Origin of the sequence: Azospirillum sp. Sh1, assembly GCF_008365135.1 — a bacterium.
In the GTDB taxonomy this organism is placed as follows: domain Bacteria; phylum Pseudomonadota; class Alphaproteobacteria; order Azospirillales; family Azospirillaceae; genus Azospirillum; species Azospirillum oryzae.
In genome coordinates this window covers 463994-479871 of the sequence record NZ_VTTK01000001.1, presented here as the reverse complement: position 1 = coordinate 479871, position 15878 = coordinate 463994, and the positions used below count along the sequence as shown (strand labels likewise).

20 protein-coding genes are annotated in these 15878 nt (G+C 67.6%); 14 read left to right on the top strand and 6 right to left on the bottom strand.

Annotation, left to right across the window (positions count from 1 at the left end; genetic code table 11):
• The first annotated feature begins 86 nt into the window (after nt 1-86).
• Genes crcB through FZ029_RS02220 form a run of 4 tightly spaced genes read left to right on the top strand, consistent with a single transcriptional unit; the run spans nt 87 to nt 2937 of the window.
• The gene (crcB, locus tag FZ029_RS02235; protein WP_149267841.1) at nt 87-488 is read left to right on the top strand and encodes a fluoride efflux transporter CrcB; all 402 of its coding nucleotides are present in this window, start codon (nt 87-89) and stop codon (nt 486-488) included.
• Nucleotides 488-1552, top strand: coding sequence for an RluA family pseudouridine synthase (locus FZ029_RS02230; RefSeq protein WP_149267840.1), 1065 nt, complete (start codon nt 488-490; stop codon nt 1550-1552). The genes crcB and FZ029_RS02230 overlap by 1 nt, the downstream gene beginning before the upstream one ends.
• Complete coding sequence (locus tag FZ029_RS02225; RefSeq protein WP_247892105.1) at nt 1549-2238, top strand: HAD-IA family hydrolase; 690 nt, start codon at nt 1549-1551, stop codon at nt 2236-2238. The genes FZ029_RS02230 and FZ029_RS02225 overlap by 4 nt, the downstream gene beginning before the upstream one ends.
• 3 nt (nt 2239-2241) lie before the next feature.
• On the top strand, nt 2242-2937 hold the full coding sequence (locus FZ029_RS02220) for an ATP12 family protein (RefSeq protein WP_149267839.1): 696 nt from the start codon (nt 2242-2244) through the stop codon (nt 2935-2937).
• A gap of 39 nt (nt 2938-2976) precedes the next feature.
• Here the strand turns inward: FZ029_RS02220 and FZ029_RS02215 are convergent, their stop codons facing one another.
• Together FZ029_RS02215 and FZ029_RS02210 are read right to left on the bottom strand one after the other, a co-directional pair.
• Nucleotides 2977-3588 (bottom strand): PRC-barrel domain-containing protein, encoded by a 612-nt coding sequence (locus tag FZ029_RS02215; RefSeq protein ID WP_149267838.1) that lies wholly within the window; start codon nt 3586-3588, stop codon nt 2977-2979.
• A gap of 117 nt (nt 3589-3705) precedes the next feature.
• On the bottom strand, nt 3706-4620 hold the full coding sequence (locus tag FZ029_RS02210) for a folate-binding protein YgfZ (protein WP_149267837.1): 915 nt from the start codon (nt 4618-4620) through the stop codon (nt 3706-3708).
• A 212-nt stretch (nt 4621-4832) separates the two neighbouring features.
• Here FZ029_RS02210 and FZ029_RS02205 point away from each other — a divergent pair, with 212 nt between their 5' ends.
• From FZ029_RS02205 to FZ029_RS02185, 5 genes are all read left to right on the top strand, one after another.
• Nucleotides 4833-6449, top strand: a complete 1617-nt coding sequence (locus tag FZ029_RS02205) for an ABC transporter ATP-binding protein (RefSeq protein WP_247892104.1) — start codon at nt 4833-4835, stop codon at nt 6447-6449.
• A 27-nt stretch (nt 6450-6476) separates the two neighbouring features.
• Nucleotides 6477-7553: an ABC transporter permease gene (locus FZ029_RS02200; protein ID WP_149267835.1), complete on the top strand. Its 1077-nt coding sequence runs from the start codon at nt 6477-6479 to the stop codon at nt 7551-7553.
• A complete protein-coding gene (locus FZ029_RS02195) occupies nt 7550-8479 on the top strand; it encodes an ABC transporter permease (protein ID WP_149198202.1) in 930 nt (309 codons plus the stop codon). The genes FZ029_RS02200 and FZ029_RS02195 overlap by 4 nt, the downstream gene beginning before the upstream one ends.
• 79 nt (nt 8480-8558) lie before the next feature.
• Entirely contained in the window at nt 8559-9647 is a 1089-nt protein-coding gene (locus FZ029_RS02190) for a BMP family ABC transporter substrate-binding protein (protein WP_149267916.1), read from the top strand.
• Nucleotides 9648-9726: 79 nt separating this feature from the next.
• Nucleotides 9727-10167, top strand: a complete 441-nt coding sequence (locus FZ029_RS02185) for a DUF29 domain-containing protein (protein WP_149267834.1) — start codon at nt 9727-9729, stop codon at nt 10165-10167.
• 20 nt (nt 10168-10187) lie between these two features.
• On the opposite strand, the gene FZ029_RS02180 is transcribed toward FZ029_RS02185, so the two are convergent.
• Nucleotides 10188-10658, bottom strand: a complete 471-nt coding sequence (locus FZ029_RS02180) for a hypothetical protein (RefSeq protein ID WP_149267833.1) — start codon at nt 10656-10658, stop codon at nt 10188-10190.
• An 89-nt stretch (nt 10659-10747) separates the two neighbouring features.
• On the opposite strand from FZ029_RS02180, the gene FZ029_RS02175 reads away from it, so the two are divergent.
• Nucleotides 10748-11488, top strand: a complete 741-nt coding sequence (locus FZ029_RS02175) for a phosphatidylserine decarboxylase (RefSeq protein WP_085089917.1) — start codon at nt 10748-10750, stop codon at nt 11486-11488.
• Nucleotides 11485-12432, top strand: coding sequence for a phosphatidylcholine/phosphatidylserine synthase (locus tag FZ029_RS02170; RefSeq protein ID WP_247892103.1), 948 nt, complete (start codon nt 11485-11487; stop codon nt 12430-12432). Before FZ029_RS02175 ends, FZ029_RS02170 begins: the two co-directional genes overlap by 4 nt.
• Nucleotides 12433-12479: 47 nt before the next feature.
• Here the strand turns inward: FZ029_RS02170 and FZ029_RS02165 are convergent, their stop codons facing one another.
• Nucleotides 12480-12827: a hypothetical protein gene (locus FZ029_RS02165; protein ID WP_149267832.1), complete on the bottom strand. Its 348-nt coding sequence runs from the start codon at nt 12825-12827 to the stop codon at nt 12480-12482.
• A 169-nt stretch (nt 12828-12996) separates the two neighbouring features.
• Entirely contained in the window at nt 12997-13548 is a 552-nt protein-coding gene (locus FZ029_RS02160) for a hypothetical protein (protein ID WP_149267831.1), read from the bottom strand.
• A gap of 109 nt (nt 13549-13657) precedes the next feature.
• Here FZ029_RS02160 and FZ029_RS02155 point away from each other — a divergent pair, with 109 nt between their 5' ends.
• Nucleotides 13658-14578, top strand: a complete 921-nt coding sequence (locus FZ029_RS02155) for a GNAT family N-acetyltransferase (RefSeq protein WP_149267830.1) — start codon at nt 13658-13660, stop codon at nt 14576-14578.
• A 182-nt stretch (nt 14579-14760) separates the two neighbouring features.
• On the top strand, nt 14761-14916 hold the full coding sequence (locus FZ029_RS02150; RefSeq protein ID WP_082860756.1) for a DUF3309 family protein: 156 nt from the start codon (nt 14761-14763) through the stop codon (nt 14914-14916).
• 22 nt (nt 14917-14938) lie between these two features.
• On the opposite strand, the gene FZ029_RS02145 is transcribed toward FZ029_RS02150, so the two are convergent.
• Complete coding sequence (locus FZ029_RS02145; RefSeq protein ID WP_149267829.1) at nt 14939-15184, bottom strand: hypothetical protein; 246 nt, start codon at nt 15182-15184, stop codon at nt 14939-14941.
• A gap of 160 nt (nt 15185-15344) precedes the next feature.
• Here FZ029_RS02145 and FZ029_RS02140 point away from each other — a divergent pair, with 160 nt between their 5' ends.
• Nucleotides 15345-15824 (top strand): CYTH domain-containing protein, encoded by a 480-nt coding sequence (locus tag FZ029_RS02140; RefSeq protein WP_149267828.1) that lies wholly within the window; start codon nt 15345-15347, stop codon nt 15822-15824.
• The last annotated feature ends 54 nt before the right edge of the window (nt 15825-15878 follow it).

Here is a 15878-nt window from a genome sequence, read left to right as displayed (position 1 = left end):
CCATCGCGTGACAAGTCCGCCGGTTTCTGGCTCTAATCCGGCGCTCGACCCTCGTTTCCCGTTTCAAGCGCTCGTCCGGAGGCGCCGTGCTCGCATCCCCCCTGTCATTGCTCGCCGTCGCCGCCGGAGGTGCCGCCGGATCGGTGGCGCGTTACCTGGCGCTGCTGCTGGTCGCACAATGGATCGGCACCCGCTTTCCGGTGGGGACGATCATCGTCAATGTGATCGGCTGCACGGTGATGGGGGTGCTGTCGGAACTGGCGGTGCTGACATGGTCGCCGTCGCCGGAACTTCGAGCCTTCCTTCTGGTGGGCATCCTGGGCGGCTTCACCACCTTCTCCTCCTTCACGCTGGACATCGGCGTCCTCGTCGCCCGTGACGAGATCGCTACGGCGGCGGGTTACTTCCTCGCCTCGACGCTGTTCAGCGTGGTGGGCTTCTTTGCCGGCCTGTGGGCCGTGCGTTCTCTTGTTTCGGTGTCCATCTGATGACTGACTCTCCCAAGCCCACTGCCGATCACGCCGATACCACGTCGACTGAAGCCAAAAGCGACAGCAAGGTCGAAATCCGCACCGTGACGGCCGACGAGGCCGACATGCGGCTCGACCGCTGGTTCAAGCGGCATTTCCCCGACGTGAACCACAGCTACCTGCAGAAGCTGCTGCGCACCGGTCAGGTCCGCATCGACGGCAAGCGGGCGGAGACGTCGTCGCGGCTGGCGGCCGGGCAGGGCGTGCGCATCCCGCCGCTGGCCGCCTGGGCCGCGCCGGTCAGGGGGCCGAGTCCGGGAGCCAGCAAGCCCAAGGGCATGTCGGACAAGCAGATCGCCGAACTGCAGGCGCTGGTGCTCTACCGCGACGCCGACGTCATCGCCATCAACAAGCCGGCCGGTCTGGCGGTGCAGGGCGGCACCGGCACCTCCAAGCATCTCGACGCCATGCTGGACGCCCTGCGCTTCGACGGCAACGAGCGGCCGAAGCTGGTCCACCGGCTGGACAAGGACACCTCGGGCGTGCTGCTGCTGGCCCGCACCACCTTCGCCGCCAGCAAGCTGACGGAGCTGTTCCGCGGCAGCGCGGTGCGCAAGATCTACTGGGCCGTCACCGTCGGCGTACCGACGCCCTACCAGGGCAAGATCGACCTCGCGCTGGCCAAGGAAGGCGGCCCCCAGGGCGAGCGGGTGGCGGAGAACAAGGAAGAGGGCAAGCGCGCCGTCACCGTCTATTCGGTGCAGGAGAATGTCGGCAAGCAGGCGGCCTTCGTCGCCATGTGGCCGCTGACCGGCCGCACCCACCAGCTGCGCGTCCACATGGCCGCCGTCGGCACGCCGATCCTGGGCGACGGCAAATATGCCGGGCAGGGCGCCTTCCTGGCCGGGGCGGAGGTGGCGAAGAAGCTGCATCTGCATGCCCGCCGGCTGATCCTGCCGCACCCGCGCGGCGGGAAGACCATCGACGTCACTGCGCCGCTGCCCGACCACATGCAGGCGACCTGGAAGTATTTCGGTTTCAGCCCCAACCTGCGCGACGACCCGTTCGAGGATTTCGAATGATGGCCTCCTCGGGGAAAGCACCGCTGCGATTGGCCCTGTTCGACTGCGACGGCACCCTGGTCGACAGCCAGTTCGCCATCATCGACGCCATGACCCAGGCCTGGGCAGAGCATGGGCTGGGCGAACCCGACGCTGCCGATGTCCGCCGCATGGTCGGGCTGTCGCTGGTGGAGGCGGTGGCCCTGCTGCTGCCGAAGCGCGACGCGGACCTGCATATCGCGGTGGCGGAGAGCTACAAGCGGGCCTTCTCCAGCGCCCGCAGCCGCGGCGAGGTGGACGAGCCGCTGTTCCCCGGCATTGTCGACACGCTGGCGGCGCTGGAGGCGGCGGGCGTGCTGCTGGGCGTCGCCACCGGCAAGTCGCGGCGCGGGTTGGACGCGGTGCTGAAGGGCCACGGGCTGACCGGTCGCTTCGTCACCTTGCAGACCGCCGATGTCGGCCCCGGAAAGCCCAATCCGCACATGGTGCAGCGTGCGCTGGCGGAGACCGGTGCGGACGAGGCGGCGACGGTTGTGATCGGCGATACGACCTACGACATACAAATGGCCCGCAACGCGCGGGTGCGGTCGGTCGGCGTTTCCTGGGGGTATCATGCGGTGCCGGAGCTGGAGCGGGCCGGGGCCGACCGCATCGTTCACCGCGGGCGTGACGTCGCCACCGCGGTGCTGGAGCTTTTGGAAGGGTAAGCGATGAAGCGTTTCTACAAGGCGGCGGACGTCGGCGAGACCGAAGGCGGCTTTCAGGTCGAGTTGGATGGCCGTCCGGTGCGCAGCCCGGCCAAGGCGCCGCTGGTCTTCCCCAGCCGGCCGCTGGCCCAGGGCGTGGCGGATGAATGGTCGGCGCAGGGCGATCGGATCGACGCCCATTCGATGCCGCTGATGCAGCTGTCGAGCACCGCGATCGACCTGATCCCGGCCAAGCGGCCGGACATTGTCCAGGCCATCAGCGCCTATGCCGGCACCGACCTGCTTTGCTACCGCGCCGAACATCCCCAACCGCTGGTGGAGCGGCAGGCGCAGCATTGGCAGCCGCTGCTGGATTGGGCGGCGCTGGCCTATGATGCGCCGCTGCATGTGTGCGCCGGACTGATGCCGCAGCCGCAGCCGGAGGAGGCGCTGGGCGCCCTGCGCCGGGTGGTGGAGCGGACCGACGACTGGTATCTGTCGGCGCTGCAGACAGCGACCGGTGTCTGCGGGTCGATCATCGTGGCGCTGGCGCTGCTGGAAGGCCGCCTCAGCGCCGAAGAGGCGTTCGAGGTCTCGCAGCTGGACGAAACCTATCAGATCGAGCAATGGGGCGAAGACGCCGAGGCCACGAAACGCCGCGCCAACGTGCGCGCGGAGATCGTGGCCTGCCGGCGGTTCGTGGATCTGCTGCGGGGGTGAGGTGTGGGGGAGACAGACCCCCACACCGTCAGGAACCCCTTACTTCGTGGTGGTGGTGCCGGTGGAACCGCTGGTGGGGGCGGCGCCCGGCGCCACCTTCTCGGTCTCGGCCGGCTTCCGGTTCTTGTTCAGCGAAGTCATGGTGTCGTCGTACTTGAACTCCGGCATCGACTTCACGTCGTCGCGGCTCATGCCGGCCAGGTTCAGGCGGTTGTTCTGCGAATCCCAGTTGGCGGCGCTGTAATCGACGGCGACCTGCTTCTCCCCGATGCCGAGGAAGCCGCCGGAGCTGATGACCAACTGCTTGGCCTTGCCGCTGGCGTCGAGGATGACGTCGTCGACTTCACCGATCTTGTTGTTGTCGCGGCCATAGACGTTCTTGCCGATCAGTTCGTCGGCGCTGGCCAGCTGGCCGGCCAGGCCGCCGGACGTGGCCGCGCTGCCGGACGTCATGCTGTCCGACTTGGTGGCATCGGACTTCATCGTATCCGACTTCACCGTGCCGGTCTTGGTGCCGTCCGGGGCCGCGGAGTTGGACATGCTGGAGGTGGAGGAAGACGGGCTGCCCACGGTCGGCGAAGTGGTCTGTGCGACGGCGGCGCCGGTCATGAGAGCCAGCGAAGCGGCGGTAGCGATCAGGATGCGACGCATGGGGGTGGCTCCTTTGTCGTTGTGTCGAGGACACGGGGTTCGTGTGTCGAGAGACATCGGAACAACAGCGACGGAGCCCGTTTTATTGCACCTTCCGGGAATTCTTTTGGTGAGGGACTACCCCTTTGAGGTGTGATCCCAGTCCGGTTCGTGCGGAATCAGCGCCACCGGACCGGCATGGAAGGTCAGTCCGCTTTCGGCCGCGCGCTGCACGTCTTCCAGTCGCAGCAGGGCAAGTGCGGCACCATCGCGGGCGCTGCGCACCTCGCCGGCATCCTTGCCGTCCAGTGTCACCGGTGTGCCCGCTTCCGGCGCTGCGCCTTCGAAGGTGACGGGGAACAGCTTCTTCTTGATGAGGGCGCGGTATTTGGTGCGGGCGGTCAGTTCCTGCCCCATGTAGCAGCCCTTGTCCCAGGAGATGGCGTTCAGGGCGTCCATCCGGCTTTCCAGCGGGATCGACTTTTCCGGGATCAGGTCCAGCGTGCCGTCCGGCACGCCGAGCGACAGGCGCAGCCGGTCGTAGTCCGCCACGTCCCGCCGCGCCAATCCGGCCGACTCCAGTGCGGCGACCCCATCGGCCGGCAGGAACAGACGGGCGCCCAAAGCCGGCAGCCGCGGATCGGTGAAGGCGACTCCGCCGGCGAAGGGCCGCGCCGCGCCCGGTTCGGCCGGCAGCCCGAGCGCCTCAAGCGCGCCGACCCCGAAGGCGACGGCCACGCACAGCCGGTCCGCCCGGTCTTCCAGGGCGATCTTCGACCGCAGCTTGTACAACTTCAGCCGCCGCAGCAGGTCGGCGCGCCGGTCCGTTTCCGGATCCAGCAGCAGGACGGCGTCCTCGCCGCTGTCCGACTCGACGATGCTGAAATCATGCAGGAACTTGCCCTGCGGGGTCAGGAACAGGGCGTAGGCGGCATGGTCGGGCGTGACCCGCAGCATGTCGTTGGACACCAGCCCCTGCAGGAAGGCCTTGCGGTCCTCCCCCGAAACCGCCACCACGCTCCGCTGGTCCAGCACTGCGTAACCCGCCGACATCCTAGCCTCCCAATCACTCGATAGCCTGAAGTGTTGGGCCGAACGAGCCCGCTGGCAAGAGTCTGCCGCGTTGCAGAAGGCTGGGTTGCGGGTGCCGACTGTGGCATGATGACCAAAGCGGCAGATGCATCACCGTTGGGCAGAGGATCGGCTGTTGACGGCCGGTGGTGCCGCCGGATTACTCTGTTGGTAGCGGTGGCACGGCTTTGGCAATGCCATGCAGGTTTGACCTTTTCCCGGATTGCTCCTCCTTGCCTTCGCCCGCCGAGACCTTACCCCCGGACGCTCCGCCGCCCCGACTGGAGCTGCGCGGCATCACCAAGCGATTCCCCGGCTGCCTGGCCAACGACCATGTCGACCTCGTGCTGCAGCCGGGCGAGATCCATGCGCTGCTGGGCGAGAACGGGGCCGGCAAGTCCACCCTGGTCAAGATGATCTACGGGGTGCTGCACCCGGATTCCGGAACCATGCTGTGGCAGGGGGCGGAGACGACGGTGCCCGATCCGGCCGGTGCCCGCCGGCTCGGCATCGGCATGGTGTTCCAGCATTTCTCGCTGTTCGACACGCTGACGGTGACGGAGAACATCGCCCTCGGCCTCGACGATGCCGGGCCGATGGACCAGCTCGCCGACCGCATCCGCACGGTGTCGGAACGCTATGGGCTGGCGCTGGACCCCGGCCGCCACGTCTTCCACCTGTCGGTGGGCGAGCGGCAGCGGGTGGAGATCGTGCGCTGCCTGTTGCAGGACCCGAAGCTGCTGATCATGGACGAGCCGACCTCCGTCCTGACGCCGCAGGAGGCGGCCAAGCTGTTCGAGACGCTGCGCGTCCTGGCGGCGGAGGGCTGCACGATCCTCTACATTTCGCACAAGCTGGAGGAAATCCGCGCCCTGTGCAGCCGCGCCACCGTGCTGCGCGCCGGCAAGGTGGTGGGTGCCGCCGACCCGCGGCAGGAGACGGCACGCAGCCTTGCCGAGATGATGATGGGGGCGGAGCTGTCCACCCCCGAACGGCCGCCGCAGGGCGCCGCCGGGGCCGCCCGCCTGACGGTGCGCCATCTGTCGACGACCTCCGACAATCCATTCGCCACCAACCTGAAGGACGTCAGTTTCGAGGTGCGGGCGGGCGAGATCCTGGGCATCGCCGGTGTCGCCGGCAATGGTCAGGCGGAACTGATGGCGGCGCTGAGCGGCGAGGTGCTGCTGGCCGACGCCGACGCCGTGGTGATCGAGGGCAGGTCGGCCGGACATCTGGGACCGCGGGCGCGCCGGGAACTCGGCCTCGCCTTCGTGCCGGAGGAGCGGCTGGGCCGCGGCGCCGTGCCGGAACTGAGCCTGTCGGAGAATGCGCTGCTCTCGGGCTATGCCCGCGAGCCGCTGGTGCGTGGCGGCATGGTCCATTTCGCCCGCGCCCGCGCCTATGCCGAGACCATCATCCGCGGCTTCAACGTGGTCGCCCATGGCCATCGGGCGGAGGCGCGGTCGCTGTCCGGCGGCAATCTGCAGAAATTCATCATCGGCCGCGAAATCCTGCAAAAGCCCAAGCTTTTGGTCGTCGGCCAGCCGACCTGGGGCGTCGATGCCGGTGCCGCCGCCGCCATCCACAAGGCGCTGATCGATCTGGCGCGGTCGGGTGCGGCGGTGCTGGTCATCAGCCAGGATCTGGACGAGCTGTTCGTGCTGAGCGACCGGATTTCCGTGCTGTTCCACGGCCGCCTGTCCGACAGCCGGCCGACGCACGAGACGACGGTGGAACGCATCGGCCTGCTGATGGGCGGCCTGTTCGGCACGCCGCCGGACGAAGACGGGGAGATCACGCGTGCGGTCTGATGGGTATCTGAGCGCCGGAGACGCCGCATGAGCTTCATTCGTCTCGAGCCGCGCGGGCAGGCGTCGAAGACCATGGTCTATGCCACGCCGCTGCTGGCGGTGGCGCTGACCCTGCTCAGCGGCTTCATCCTGTTCATGGCGATGGGCTTCGACCCGCTTAAGGCGCTCTATTCCTTCTTCGTCGCACCGCTGACCTCCGTGCGTGGGTTGGGCGAGCTGGTGGTGAAGGCGACGCCGCTGGTGCTCTGCGCCGTCGGGCTCGCCATCGGCTTCCGCGCCAATGTCTGGAACATCGGCGCCGAAGGGCAGCTGACGCTGGGCGCCATCACCGGCGGCGGGCTGGCGCTGGCCTTCTATGGCGAGGGCGGCTGGTGGCTGCTGCCGATGATGGTGATCGGCGGGGCGATCGGCGGGGCGGTGTGGGCGGCGGTGCCGGCCTATCTGCGGCTGCGCTTCAACGCCAGCGAGATCCTGACCAGCCTGATGCTGAATTACGTGGCTCTGCTGCTGCTGAACTATCTGGTCCATGGCCCCTTCCGCGACCCGGACGGCTTCGCCTTCCCCGAATCGCGGCTGTTCGAGGCCGATGCGACGCTGCCGATCCTGTGGGCGGGGACCCGTGTCCATCTGGGGGCTCTGTTCGCGCTGGCGGCGGTGGCGGGCGGCTGGCTGCTGATCGCGCGCACCTTCATCGGCTTCCAGATCAAGGTGATCGGCCTGACCCCGGCCGCCGCCGGCTATGCCGGTTTCGACCAGAAGCGCATCGTCTGGCTGACGCTGCTGCTGTCCGGCGCGCTGGCCGGCATCGCCGGCATGGGCGAGATCGCCGGCCCCATCGGCCAGATCACCGCCAGCATCTCGCCCGGTTACGGCTATACCGCCATCATCGTCGCCTTCCTGGGCCGGCTGCATCCGGTCGGGATCCTGCTGGCCGCGCTGCTGATGGCGCTGTCCTTCATCGGCGGCGAGGCGGCACAGATCGCCATGGGCCTGCCCAAGGCCATCACCGGAGTGTTCCAGGGCATGCTTCTGTTCTTCCTGCTGGCGAGCGACGTGCTGATCCGCTACCGGGTCCGCTTCGGAGCGCGGAGGGCCGCGGCATGAACGACCTCGCCCTGATCGGCCCGATCCTGGCCGCCATGTTCGCCGCCGCGACGCCGCTGCTGTTCGCCGCCCTGGGCGAACTGGTGGTCGAGAAGTCGGGCGTCCTCAACCTCGGTGTGGAAGGGATGATGCTGGTCGGTGCCGTCTGCGGCTTCGCCGTGACGGTGCAGACCGGCAGCGCCACCGCCGGATTTCTCGTCGCCGCGCTGGCCGGTGCCGCCACCGCCTCGCTGTTCGCCGTGCTGACCCTGTTCCTGCTGGCCAATCAGGTGGCGACCGGGCTGGCGCTCACCCTGTTCGGCGTCGGCCTGTCGGCGCTGATCGGCCAGGGCTTCGTCGGCATCCCGCTGGACGGGCTGCCGAAGCTGTATATCCCCGGCCTGACCGACCTGCCGGTGGTTGGTCAGGCGCTGTTCGGCCAGGACATCATGGTCTATCTGGCGGTCGCCGCCGTGCCGCTGGTCCATCTGTTCCTCTATCGCACCCGCGCCGGTCTCGTCCTGCGCGCGGTGGGAGAGAACCACACGGCCGCCCATGCGCTGGGCTACAAGGTCCTGCGCATCCGCTTCCTCGCCGTGCTGTTCGGCGGCGCCATGGCCGGGCTGGGCGGCGCCTTCCTGTCGATGGACTACACGCCGATGTGGGCGGAGAACATGACGTCGGGCCGCGGTTGGATCGCGCTGGCACTGGTGGTCTTCGCCACCTGGAAGCCGGCCCGTGCCATGCTCGGCGCCTGGCTGTTCGGCGGCGTCACCATCCTGCAGCTGCATGTCCAGGGGCTGGGCATCGACGTGCCGTCGCAGCTCTTGTCGATGCTGCCGTATCTGGCTACCGTTCTGGTTCTGGTGCTGATTTCGCGGGACGTCGCCCGCATCCGCCTGAACGCGCCGGCCTGTCTGGGAAAACTGTTTCATCCCGATGCTTGACGCGTCGTTTTGAAATCGAAACAAAGCCCATATCTAAAGACACTGAAGAACAAGGAGCGTCGACGTGAACAGAAGGACGATGGGCAAGGCGGTGCTGGGCCTGGCCGGTGCCGCGGTCGCGCTGAGCGTGGGCATGGGCGCCGGTATGGGGTCCGCCTTCGCGCAGGAGAATCTGAAGGTCGGATTCGTCTATGTCGGCCCGGTCAGCGACCACGGCTACAGCTACCAGCACGATCAGGGCCGTCTGGCCGTGGAGAAGGCGCTGGGCGACAAGGTCACCACCACCTTCGTCGAGAATGTGCCGGAAGGCGCCGACGCGGAGCGCGTGATCGAGCAGCTGGCCTCCAGCGGCCACAAGCTGATCTTCACCACGTCCTTCGGCTTCATGAACCCGACGCTGAAGGTGGCCAAGCGCCATCCCGACGTGAAGTTCGAGCATGCCACCGGCTACAAGCGCGCCGAGAACGTCGCGACCTACTCCGGCCGCTTCTACGAGGCCCGCACCGTGGTCGGCGCCATCGCCGGCAAGATGACCAAGTCGAACATCATCGGCTACATCGGCTCCTACCCGATTCCCGAGGTGGTCGGCGGCATCAACGCCTTCACCATCGCGCTGCGCGAGCAGAACCCGAAGGCCGAGGTCCGCGTGGTCTGGGTCAACAGCTGGTACGACCCCGGCAAGGAGGCCGAGGCCGCCAAGGCGCTGATCGACCAGGGTGCCGACGTGATCGTCCAGCACACCGACAGCCCGGCCCCGATCCAGACCGCTCAGGAGCGTGGGCTGTGGTCGGTCGGCCAGTCGTCGGACATGACCCGCTTCGGTCCGAAGTCGCACCTGACCGCGATCGTCGAGGACTGGAACGGCTACTATGTCGACCGCGTCAAGGCGGTGCTGGACGGCACCTGGAAGCCGATCGACACCTGGGGCGGCATCAGCACCGGCATGGTCGAGCTGGCCCCCTACAATCCGGCCATCCCGGCCGACGTCGTGAAGCTGGCCGAGCAGATCAAGGCCGACATCGTGTCGGGCAAGCGCCACTCCTTCCAGGGCCCGGTCAAGGACCAGTCCGGCAAGGTCGTGATTCCGGAAGGCAAGCATGCCACCGACGAGCAGATCCTGAAGATGGACTGGTACGTCGAAGGCGTGCAGGGCAAGGTTCCGAAGTAAGCGCAGCGATCCCATGCGGCGGACCGGGGAAGAGTGCTTCCGGTCCGCCCGTGCGGATCGGCGATGTGGGGAGGTGGCGATGGACGGAAGCAGCCTCTACGACCGCGATTTCTACGCCTGGGCGAACGAACAGGCGGCTCTCCTGCGGGCCGGCAAGCTCGACGCGGCGGACATCGAGCACATCGCCGAGGAGATCGAGAGCATGGGCAAGACCGAGAAGCGGGAACTGGTCAGCCGGCTGCGCGTGCTCCTGCATCATCTGCTGAAATTGAAGCATCAACCGGCCCGCCGCGGCAACTCCTGGCGTCTTTCGGTCGCCAACAGCCGCGACGAAATCGAAACGCATCTGCGTGACAATCCAAGCCTGAAGTCGAAGCTGGGCGAATCGATCGCCGACGCCTACCGGTTGGCGCGGCGCGATGCCGCTGCCGAAACCGGCATCGACGAGGCGGCGTTCTCCGTCCAGTGCCCGTGGAGTTTCGCCGAGATCATGGATGAGGGGTTCTGGCCGGAAGGCTGAAGAGTTCCAGCCGTTCCGCCTTACAGATATTCGCCCAGCAGGCGCAGGAACGGACGCGCTTCCTGCAGGACCAGAATGGTCTGGTGGAACAGGTCCTCGGGCGACGCGTGGTGTTCCAGGCGGATTTCCGAGAACAGGATGATCTTCTGCCCGCCCTGGACGATGAAGCGGACATGCGGCAGCCCCTCGATTCCGCGCAGGACAGCCAGCAGGGCGCGCCGGCGCTCCGGCGCCTGGGCGGTGTAGGGGACATGGCCGACATCGGCCCAAATCTGGCAGATCGACCCGCCGCCTTCCTCCGGCCCCTCGTGCCGGACGGCGACGTTGAAGGGCAGGCCGTCGGCCATGAAGGTCAGCTTGCAGGGGCGGGGCGGCTTGGCGATGCCCAGCACGCCTTCCGGCGTCACCTCGATCGAACCGGGATTGATCGGCAGGGCGCCGTCCGGCACTTCGGCCAGCGATTGAATGGTCTTCAGATCGGGAACGGACAAGGCGGCACGCTCGGCTTCTGGGTCGACGGAGACGACAGCATGGGCGCTGGCCGCTAAAATTCTGTAAAGGCTCGGAACGCACAGCTAGAATGGCTGTTCGCTGTGGTCTGAAAATACGAAGAAAGCAGGCGATGTCCGCCATCGATACCGTCGTCGTCCCCATCCACCGTGCCGGCTGGCCCTTCATCGCCGGATTCGCCGTGGTTTCCCTGATCCTCGGTCTCGCCGTCTGGGCGCCGCTCGGTTGGATCGGCCTGGTGCTCACCTTGTGGTGCGCCTATTTCTTCCGCGATCCCGACCGGGTGACGCCGACGCGGCCCGGCCTGCTGGTCAGTCCGGCCGACGGGCGCGTCACCATGATCGTCCAGGCCGTGCCGCCGAAGGAGTTGGGCATGGGCGACAAGGCGCTGACCCGGATCAGCGTCTTCCTCAACGTCTTCAACGTCCACGTCAACCGCGTGCCGGCCGACGGCACCATCGTGGCGGCCGAATACCACAAGGGCACCTTCGTCAATGCCGCGCTGGACAAGGCGAGCGACGAGAATGAACGGATGGCTTTCCGCCACCGTCTGCCGGACGGGCGCGAGATCGCCTATGTCCAGATCGCCGGGCTGGTGGCGCGCCGCATCCTGTGGTGGGTGAAGGCCGGGCAGGAGGTGAAGGCGGGCGAGCGCTTCGGCCTGATCCGCTTCGGCAGCCGCACCGACATCTATCTTCCCGACGGCGTCGCCCCGCTGGTCTGCGTCGGCCAGACCGCCATCGGCGGCGAGACGATCCTGGCCGATCTGAACGGCACCGAACCGCAGCGGCAGGGGGACGTGCGGCGATGAAACGACCGCCCGTCTTCCGCCAGCAAATCTTCCGCCCGCACCGGGCCCGCCGTCCCGGCCGGCCGCACCCGCGGCTGAAAGGGCTGTCGATCAACCACCTGTTGCCGAACGTCCTGACGGTGCTGGCGCTCTGCTCCGGCCTGACGGCGATCCGATTCGCCATGCAGGGGCGGTGGGAGCCGGCGGTCATCGCCATCGTCATCGCCGCGATCCTGGACGCGCTGGACGGCCGCATCGCCCGTCTGCTGAACGGGCAGAGCAAGTTCGGCGCGGAGTTGGACAGCCTGTCGGACGCCATCAGCTTCGGCGTGGCGCCGGCCTTCATGATGTATCTGTGGGGGCTGAACGGGGCGGGCAGCCTGGGCTGGATCGCCGCCATGGCCTATGCCGTGTGCTGTGCCCTGCGTCTGGCCCGCTTCAACTCGCGACTCGGTGTCGTCGACCTGCCGCCCTGGGCCTACAACTACTTCACCGGCGTGCCGGCGCCGGCCGGTGCCGGCCTCGTGCTGCTGCCGATGATCCTGGGGTTCGAGATCGGGCCGCAATATCCCGGCCACCCGGCGGTCATCGTGCCCTGGACGCTGCTGATCGGCGGGCTGATGGTCAGCACCCTGCCGACCTTCTCCTTCAAGGGCGCGCGGGTTCCGGCCCAGTGGGTGGTCCCGGCGCTGGCCGGTGTCGGCCTGCTGGCGGCGATGATGGTCAGCCAGCCCTGGTGGACGCTGTCGATCGTCGGCACCGCCTATATGGTCACCCTGCCATTCTCCATCGTCCAGTTCCGCAAGCTGCAGCGCGCCGCGGAACTGATGCGCACGGAGATCGTCGAGACCTCGGCGGAGGGCGGAGTGGATGCCGATCCCGCTACGGACATGGACAAGGCGGATGGGACCGCCACCGTGCCGGAAGGGCCGGCCGGCGACAGGGAACCATCCAGGCCGGCCTGACTGGCGACTGGCCTGGATTGCGACCGGGCGACGGTTACGGCCGGCGGTTACTCCGCCGCAGCCAGCAGAGCGGCGGAGTCCGCGGTGATTTCCGTCACCGTGACCCGTGCGACCATGGGGATCTGGCTTAGACAGCGGCAGATGTGATCGGTTTCCGGCTGCGGCAGGTCGCCGACCTTCATTTCGATCGCCAGGCTATCGCCGATGCAATCGCTGCGCAGCGACAGGGGGACGTGGCCACGCTTGGCGACCAGTTCCAGGATGCGGGGCAGGGTGCCGGGATCGGCATCGGCCAGCAGGGAGAATGCGACCTGGCGGCCGGGGGCCGTGGGACGGGCGTCCGGCGCGGACACAGGAGTCGCGGCGGTGGAAAGCGTGTTCAGGAGGGTGGACATGACGCGGTCAGGCCTTCAATCGGGTCTGCGGAATGGGCGTGGAAAATCCCCGGCTCTCAAAGGAGAGCCGGGCCACTAATTCGCAGAATGCCGTCGAGACGAAGCGCGTTCATGCCCGCCACCCTACGGTGTTGCCGCCGGCCGGTCAACCTCGCCGGAGACGGCCCGTTTACAAAGACAGCTTGTCCAAGCCGGCGGCCACCGCGCTCTTGTTTTCGCCGGCTCGGCTGTTGCAGGGTGAGGGCGCGCCGCCGGCAACGAACTCCAGCAGGTCGTCGGGCAGTTCGTCCTCGATCGATTCGGAGGGCTGCGGCAGCACGACATGGATTTCCGACGGCCCGTCGGCGAAGATCACCGGCTGGTGGCCGGGGGGCAGGTCGACGTCGTTGCCGGTCAGGTCGAAGAACATGCGGCGCGGATCGGCCTCGGCCTGCCGCAGCAGTGCGGGGCTGCGTTCCGCCATTTCGAACAGCATGTTCTCGAAGAATTGGCGGCGGGTCCTGGCTTCCGGCACTGCGCCGCCCTGGCCCGGCGCCGGCAGGGCGAAATACATTGCGCCGGCCGGTTCCTCGTGCAGGCGGATGCCGACGTCGCCGAGCGGACGACCGAGAATCCGCTCCATGCTGTTGCGCGGGTCGCTGAGCAGGCTGGAGCGCACCGCGGGATCGGCGGCTGCATCTTCGATATGGCGCTTGTCGGCGATGCTGAGGAATGCGGTCATGATGGTCGTCTCGCGTAGCGGCTGCCTGTGTTGGAGAGCATACAATTTGCAATCCAATGATTAGCAAGTGGAACCTGCGGCCTCCCGCTCCGATACGATTGTCCAGCCAATGACCGACCCGTCCGCCGCCAACCCTCCGCTCGCGGCCTTTCCCAATCTCCGAATCGCGGCATTGGAGGGTGACGGCAACGCCTTCGCCCGGCTGACCTACCCGGCTTACCGCAGTTTCCTGGCGCCTGTCGACATGGGCACCGTCGCGATCGGCGCCTGGATCGGCGACATCCCCGCCGGATTGATCCTGGCGCGCAGCCTGGAGGAGGGCACGGCACTGCTGTCGGTATCGGTCGCTTCCGGCTGGCGGCGGTGCGGGGTCGGGGGGCGGCTGATGGAGGCGCTGGCCGCCGAGGTTCCTGCCGGGGAACGGCTGACCGCCACCTACTCCTCCCGCCTGCCGGCGCGGGCGGCATTCGAAGGGCTGTTGCGCCGGCAGGGCTGGGGCGAGCCGGTATTGCAATCTATGCGGGCGGCCGGCACGCCGCGGGCGGTCCTGGAGTGGGCGGAGGCACATTCTCCGGCGCTGCGGGTTTTGCGCGGTTACGGCCTGGTGCTCTGGCGCGACGCGACGCCGGACGATCGGGCGGAGGTGGAGCGGCTGATCGCAGCCGGGGCCATCGATGCCGACTTCAGCCCCTTTGCAATGGCCGCACAGTTCGAACATTGGTCCGACAACAGCTGGATGGTGCGTCGGGACGGAGTCGTCGTGGGCTGGATGTTCGCCCGGCTGGAGCCCCCTGACACCGTCTGGTACCACGGTGCCGCGGTACGCCGGGATATCGAGCATATCGGCCCGCTGCTGCTGATGTTCCATCGCGTCCATCAGGTCGCCGCTGAGCGGCTGGGCCCGGACAGCACATGGCGGATCGACAGCTTCCCGCGCACCCCCGCCATGCTCGCCTTCATGCGCCGCCGGATCGCGACCTTCGCCAGCTTTGTCGACGAGCTGTACCGGGTGGATCGGCCGCCGGGGTGAGCCCTCCCGCAGCCGGCATTCCGAAAGGTCGGGCATATCGCGTTCGGGGAGCGCCGGAGGTGCCGCATCCTCCCTTGGTGGTGGCGGAGGGTCACGTTCGAGCCGGACAGGAACAATCCTCTCCGAGACCTGTTCAGGTTCCGCTTGCCCGTTATGAAAGCTCTACCGGAAGGGAGAAGGCCATGCTCGGCACGATTCTGCTCATCATCCTGATTCTGCTGCTTCTCGGTGCCGTTCCGGCCTGGCCGCACAGCCGTGGCTGGGGCTATGGTCCCAGCGGCATCCTAGGCGTGCTTCTGATCGTCCTGATCGTTCTGCTGCTGATGGGCCGGATCTGATCTCCAGCCAATCTGCCTGATGCTATCTGCCGGATGCGCGGCGGGGCCGGCGGAGTGCGAACATCAGCCATCCGACCGGTCCCAGCATCAGCACCATCACCAGCCAGCCGGCGCGCGGCCCGAAGGGGCAGCGCGACCCGGCCGGCGGGCGCCATCCGCCGCCGCGGCGCGACAGCGCCACATGCAGCAGTGGCAGCCCGTAAAGGGCGAACAGCACCAGCCAGGGGATCGCGGCCCCAGGGATCCAGGCGGAAAGATCGGTATTCATCGCCTGACGATATCATCATTCCCAGACCCGTCGCGACCGATCGTCACGTCATAGTACGGGCGCATGCAGTCTCGGTTGCGCTCCGCACAGAGCAACGAGGTTGAAGCCGGCAGGGACTTTCGGCTAGGGTCGTCGGCGAGTTCGTCCGAAGGGCCTAGCCATGGCACTGGAAATCGAGCGGCGCTTTCTGGTCCGCAAGGATGTCCGGCATCTCTGCCGGGATGGCGTCCGAATCCTCCAGGGATACCTGCGATCCGACGGCGCCAGCACGGTCCGCGTCCGCATTGCGGAGGACCGCGCCACACTGACCATCAAATCGCTGAAACGGGGCGCTTGCCGGGACGAAGTGGAACACCCGCTTGCACTGGATTTCGCCTGCCAACTCCTGTTGCATGGCTGCGAAGGGCGGGTGATCGAAAAGACGCGCTACCGCCACCGCCAGGACGGGCTGTGCTGGGAGATCGACGTCTTCCACGGCGATAATGCCGGGCTCGTCATTGCGGAGGTCGAGTTGGATTCTCCCGACCAGATGGTGCCGCTGCCGGACTGGATCGGTGCGGAGGTCACCACCCTGCGCGCCTACGGCAACTCTGCCCTCTCCCGCGCGCCGATCCGGCGTTGGTCCGCCGCTGCGGCCTGACGGTGCGGAGGTCGGGCGTGCGGCTCCGCTGCCGCACGCCACTTCAAATAGTCA

What these genes read in the sequence shown, in the direction of transcription:
- FZ029_RS02140 (WP_149267828.1), top strand. Translation starts at nt 15,345, where the DNA reads ATGGCACTGGAAATCGAGCGGCGCTTTCTGGTCCGCAAGGATGTCCGG.
- FZ029_RS02200 (WP_149267835.1), top strand. Translation starts at nt 6,477, where the DNA reads ATGAGCTTCATTCGTCTCGAGCCGCGCGGGCAGGCGTCGAAGACCATG.
- FZ029_RS02230 (WP_149267840.1), top strand. Translation starts at nt 488, where the DNA reads ATGACTGACTCTCCCAAGCCCACTGCCGATCACGCCGATACCACGTCG.
- FZ029_RS02225 (WP_247892105.1), top strand. Translation starts at nt 1,549, where the DNA reads ATGATGGCCTCCTCGGGGAAAGCACCGCTGCGATTGGCCCTGTTCGAC.
- FZ029_RS02165 (WP_149267832.1), bottom strand. Translation starts at nt 12,827, where the DNA reads ATGTCCACCCTCCTGAACACGCTTTCCACCGCCGCGACTCCTGTGTCC.
- FZ029_RS02175 (WP_085089917.1), top strand. Translation starts at nt 10,748, where the DNA reads ATGGCTGTTCGCTGTGGTCTGAAAATACGAAGAAAGCAGGCGATGTCC.
- FZ029_RS02160 (WP_149267831.1), bottom strand. Translation starts at nt 13,548, where the DNA reads ATGACCGCATTCCTCAGCATCGCCGACAAGCGCCATATCGAAGATGCA.
- FZ029_RS02210 (WP_149267837.1), bottom strand. Translation starts at nt 4,620, where the DNA reads ATGTCGGCGGGTTACGCAGTGCTGGACCAGCGGAGCGTGGTGGCGGTT.
- FZ029_RS02170 (WP_247892103.1), top strand. Translation starts at nt 11,485, where the DNA reads ATGAAACGACCGCCCGTCTTCCGCCAGCAAATCTTCCGCCCGCACCGG.
- FZ029_RS02145 (WP_149267829.1), bottom strand. Translation starts at nt 15,184, where the DNA reads ATGAATACCGATCTTTCCGCCTGGATCCCTGGGGCCGCGATCCCCTGG.
- FZ029_RS02155 (WP_149267830.1), top strand. Translation starts at nt 13,658, where the DNA reads ATGACCGACCCGTCCGCCGCCAACCCTCCGCTCGCGGCCTTTCCCAAT.
- FZ029_RS02215 (WP_149267838.1), bottom strand. Translation starts at nt 3,588, where the DNA reads ATGCGTCGCATCCTGATCGCTACCGCCGCTTCGCTGGCTCTCATGACC.
- FZ029_RS02220 (WP_149267839.1), top strand. Translation starts at nt 2,242, where the DNA reads ATGAAGCGTTTCTACAAGGCGGCGGACGTCGGCGAGACCGAAGGCGGC.
- FZ029_RS02150 (WP_082860756.1), top strand. Translation starts at nt 14,761, where the DNA reads ATGCTCGGCACGATTCTGCTCATCATCCTGATTCTGCTGCTTCTCGGT.
- FZ029_RS02195 (WP_149198202.1), top strand. Translation starts at nt 7,550, where the DNA reads ATGAACGACCTCGCCCTGATCGGCCCGATCCTGGCCGCCATGTTCGCC.
- FZ029_RS02205 (WP_247892104.1), top strand. Translation starts at nt 4,833, where the DNA reads ATGCCATGCAGGTTTGACCTTTTCCCGGATTGCTCCTCCTTGCCTTCG.
- FZ029_RS02185 (WP_149267834.1), top strand. Translation starts at nt 9,727, where the DNA reads ATGGACGGAAGCAGCCTCTACGACCGCGATTTCTACGCCTGGGCGAAC.
- FZ029_RS02190 (WP_149267916.1), top strand. Translation starts at nt 8,559, where the DNA reads ATGGGCAAGGCGGTGCTGGGCCTGGCCGGTGCCGCGGTCGCGCTGAGC.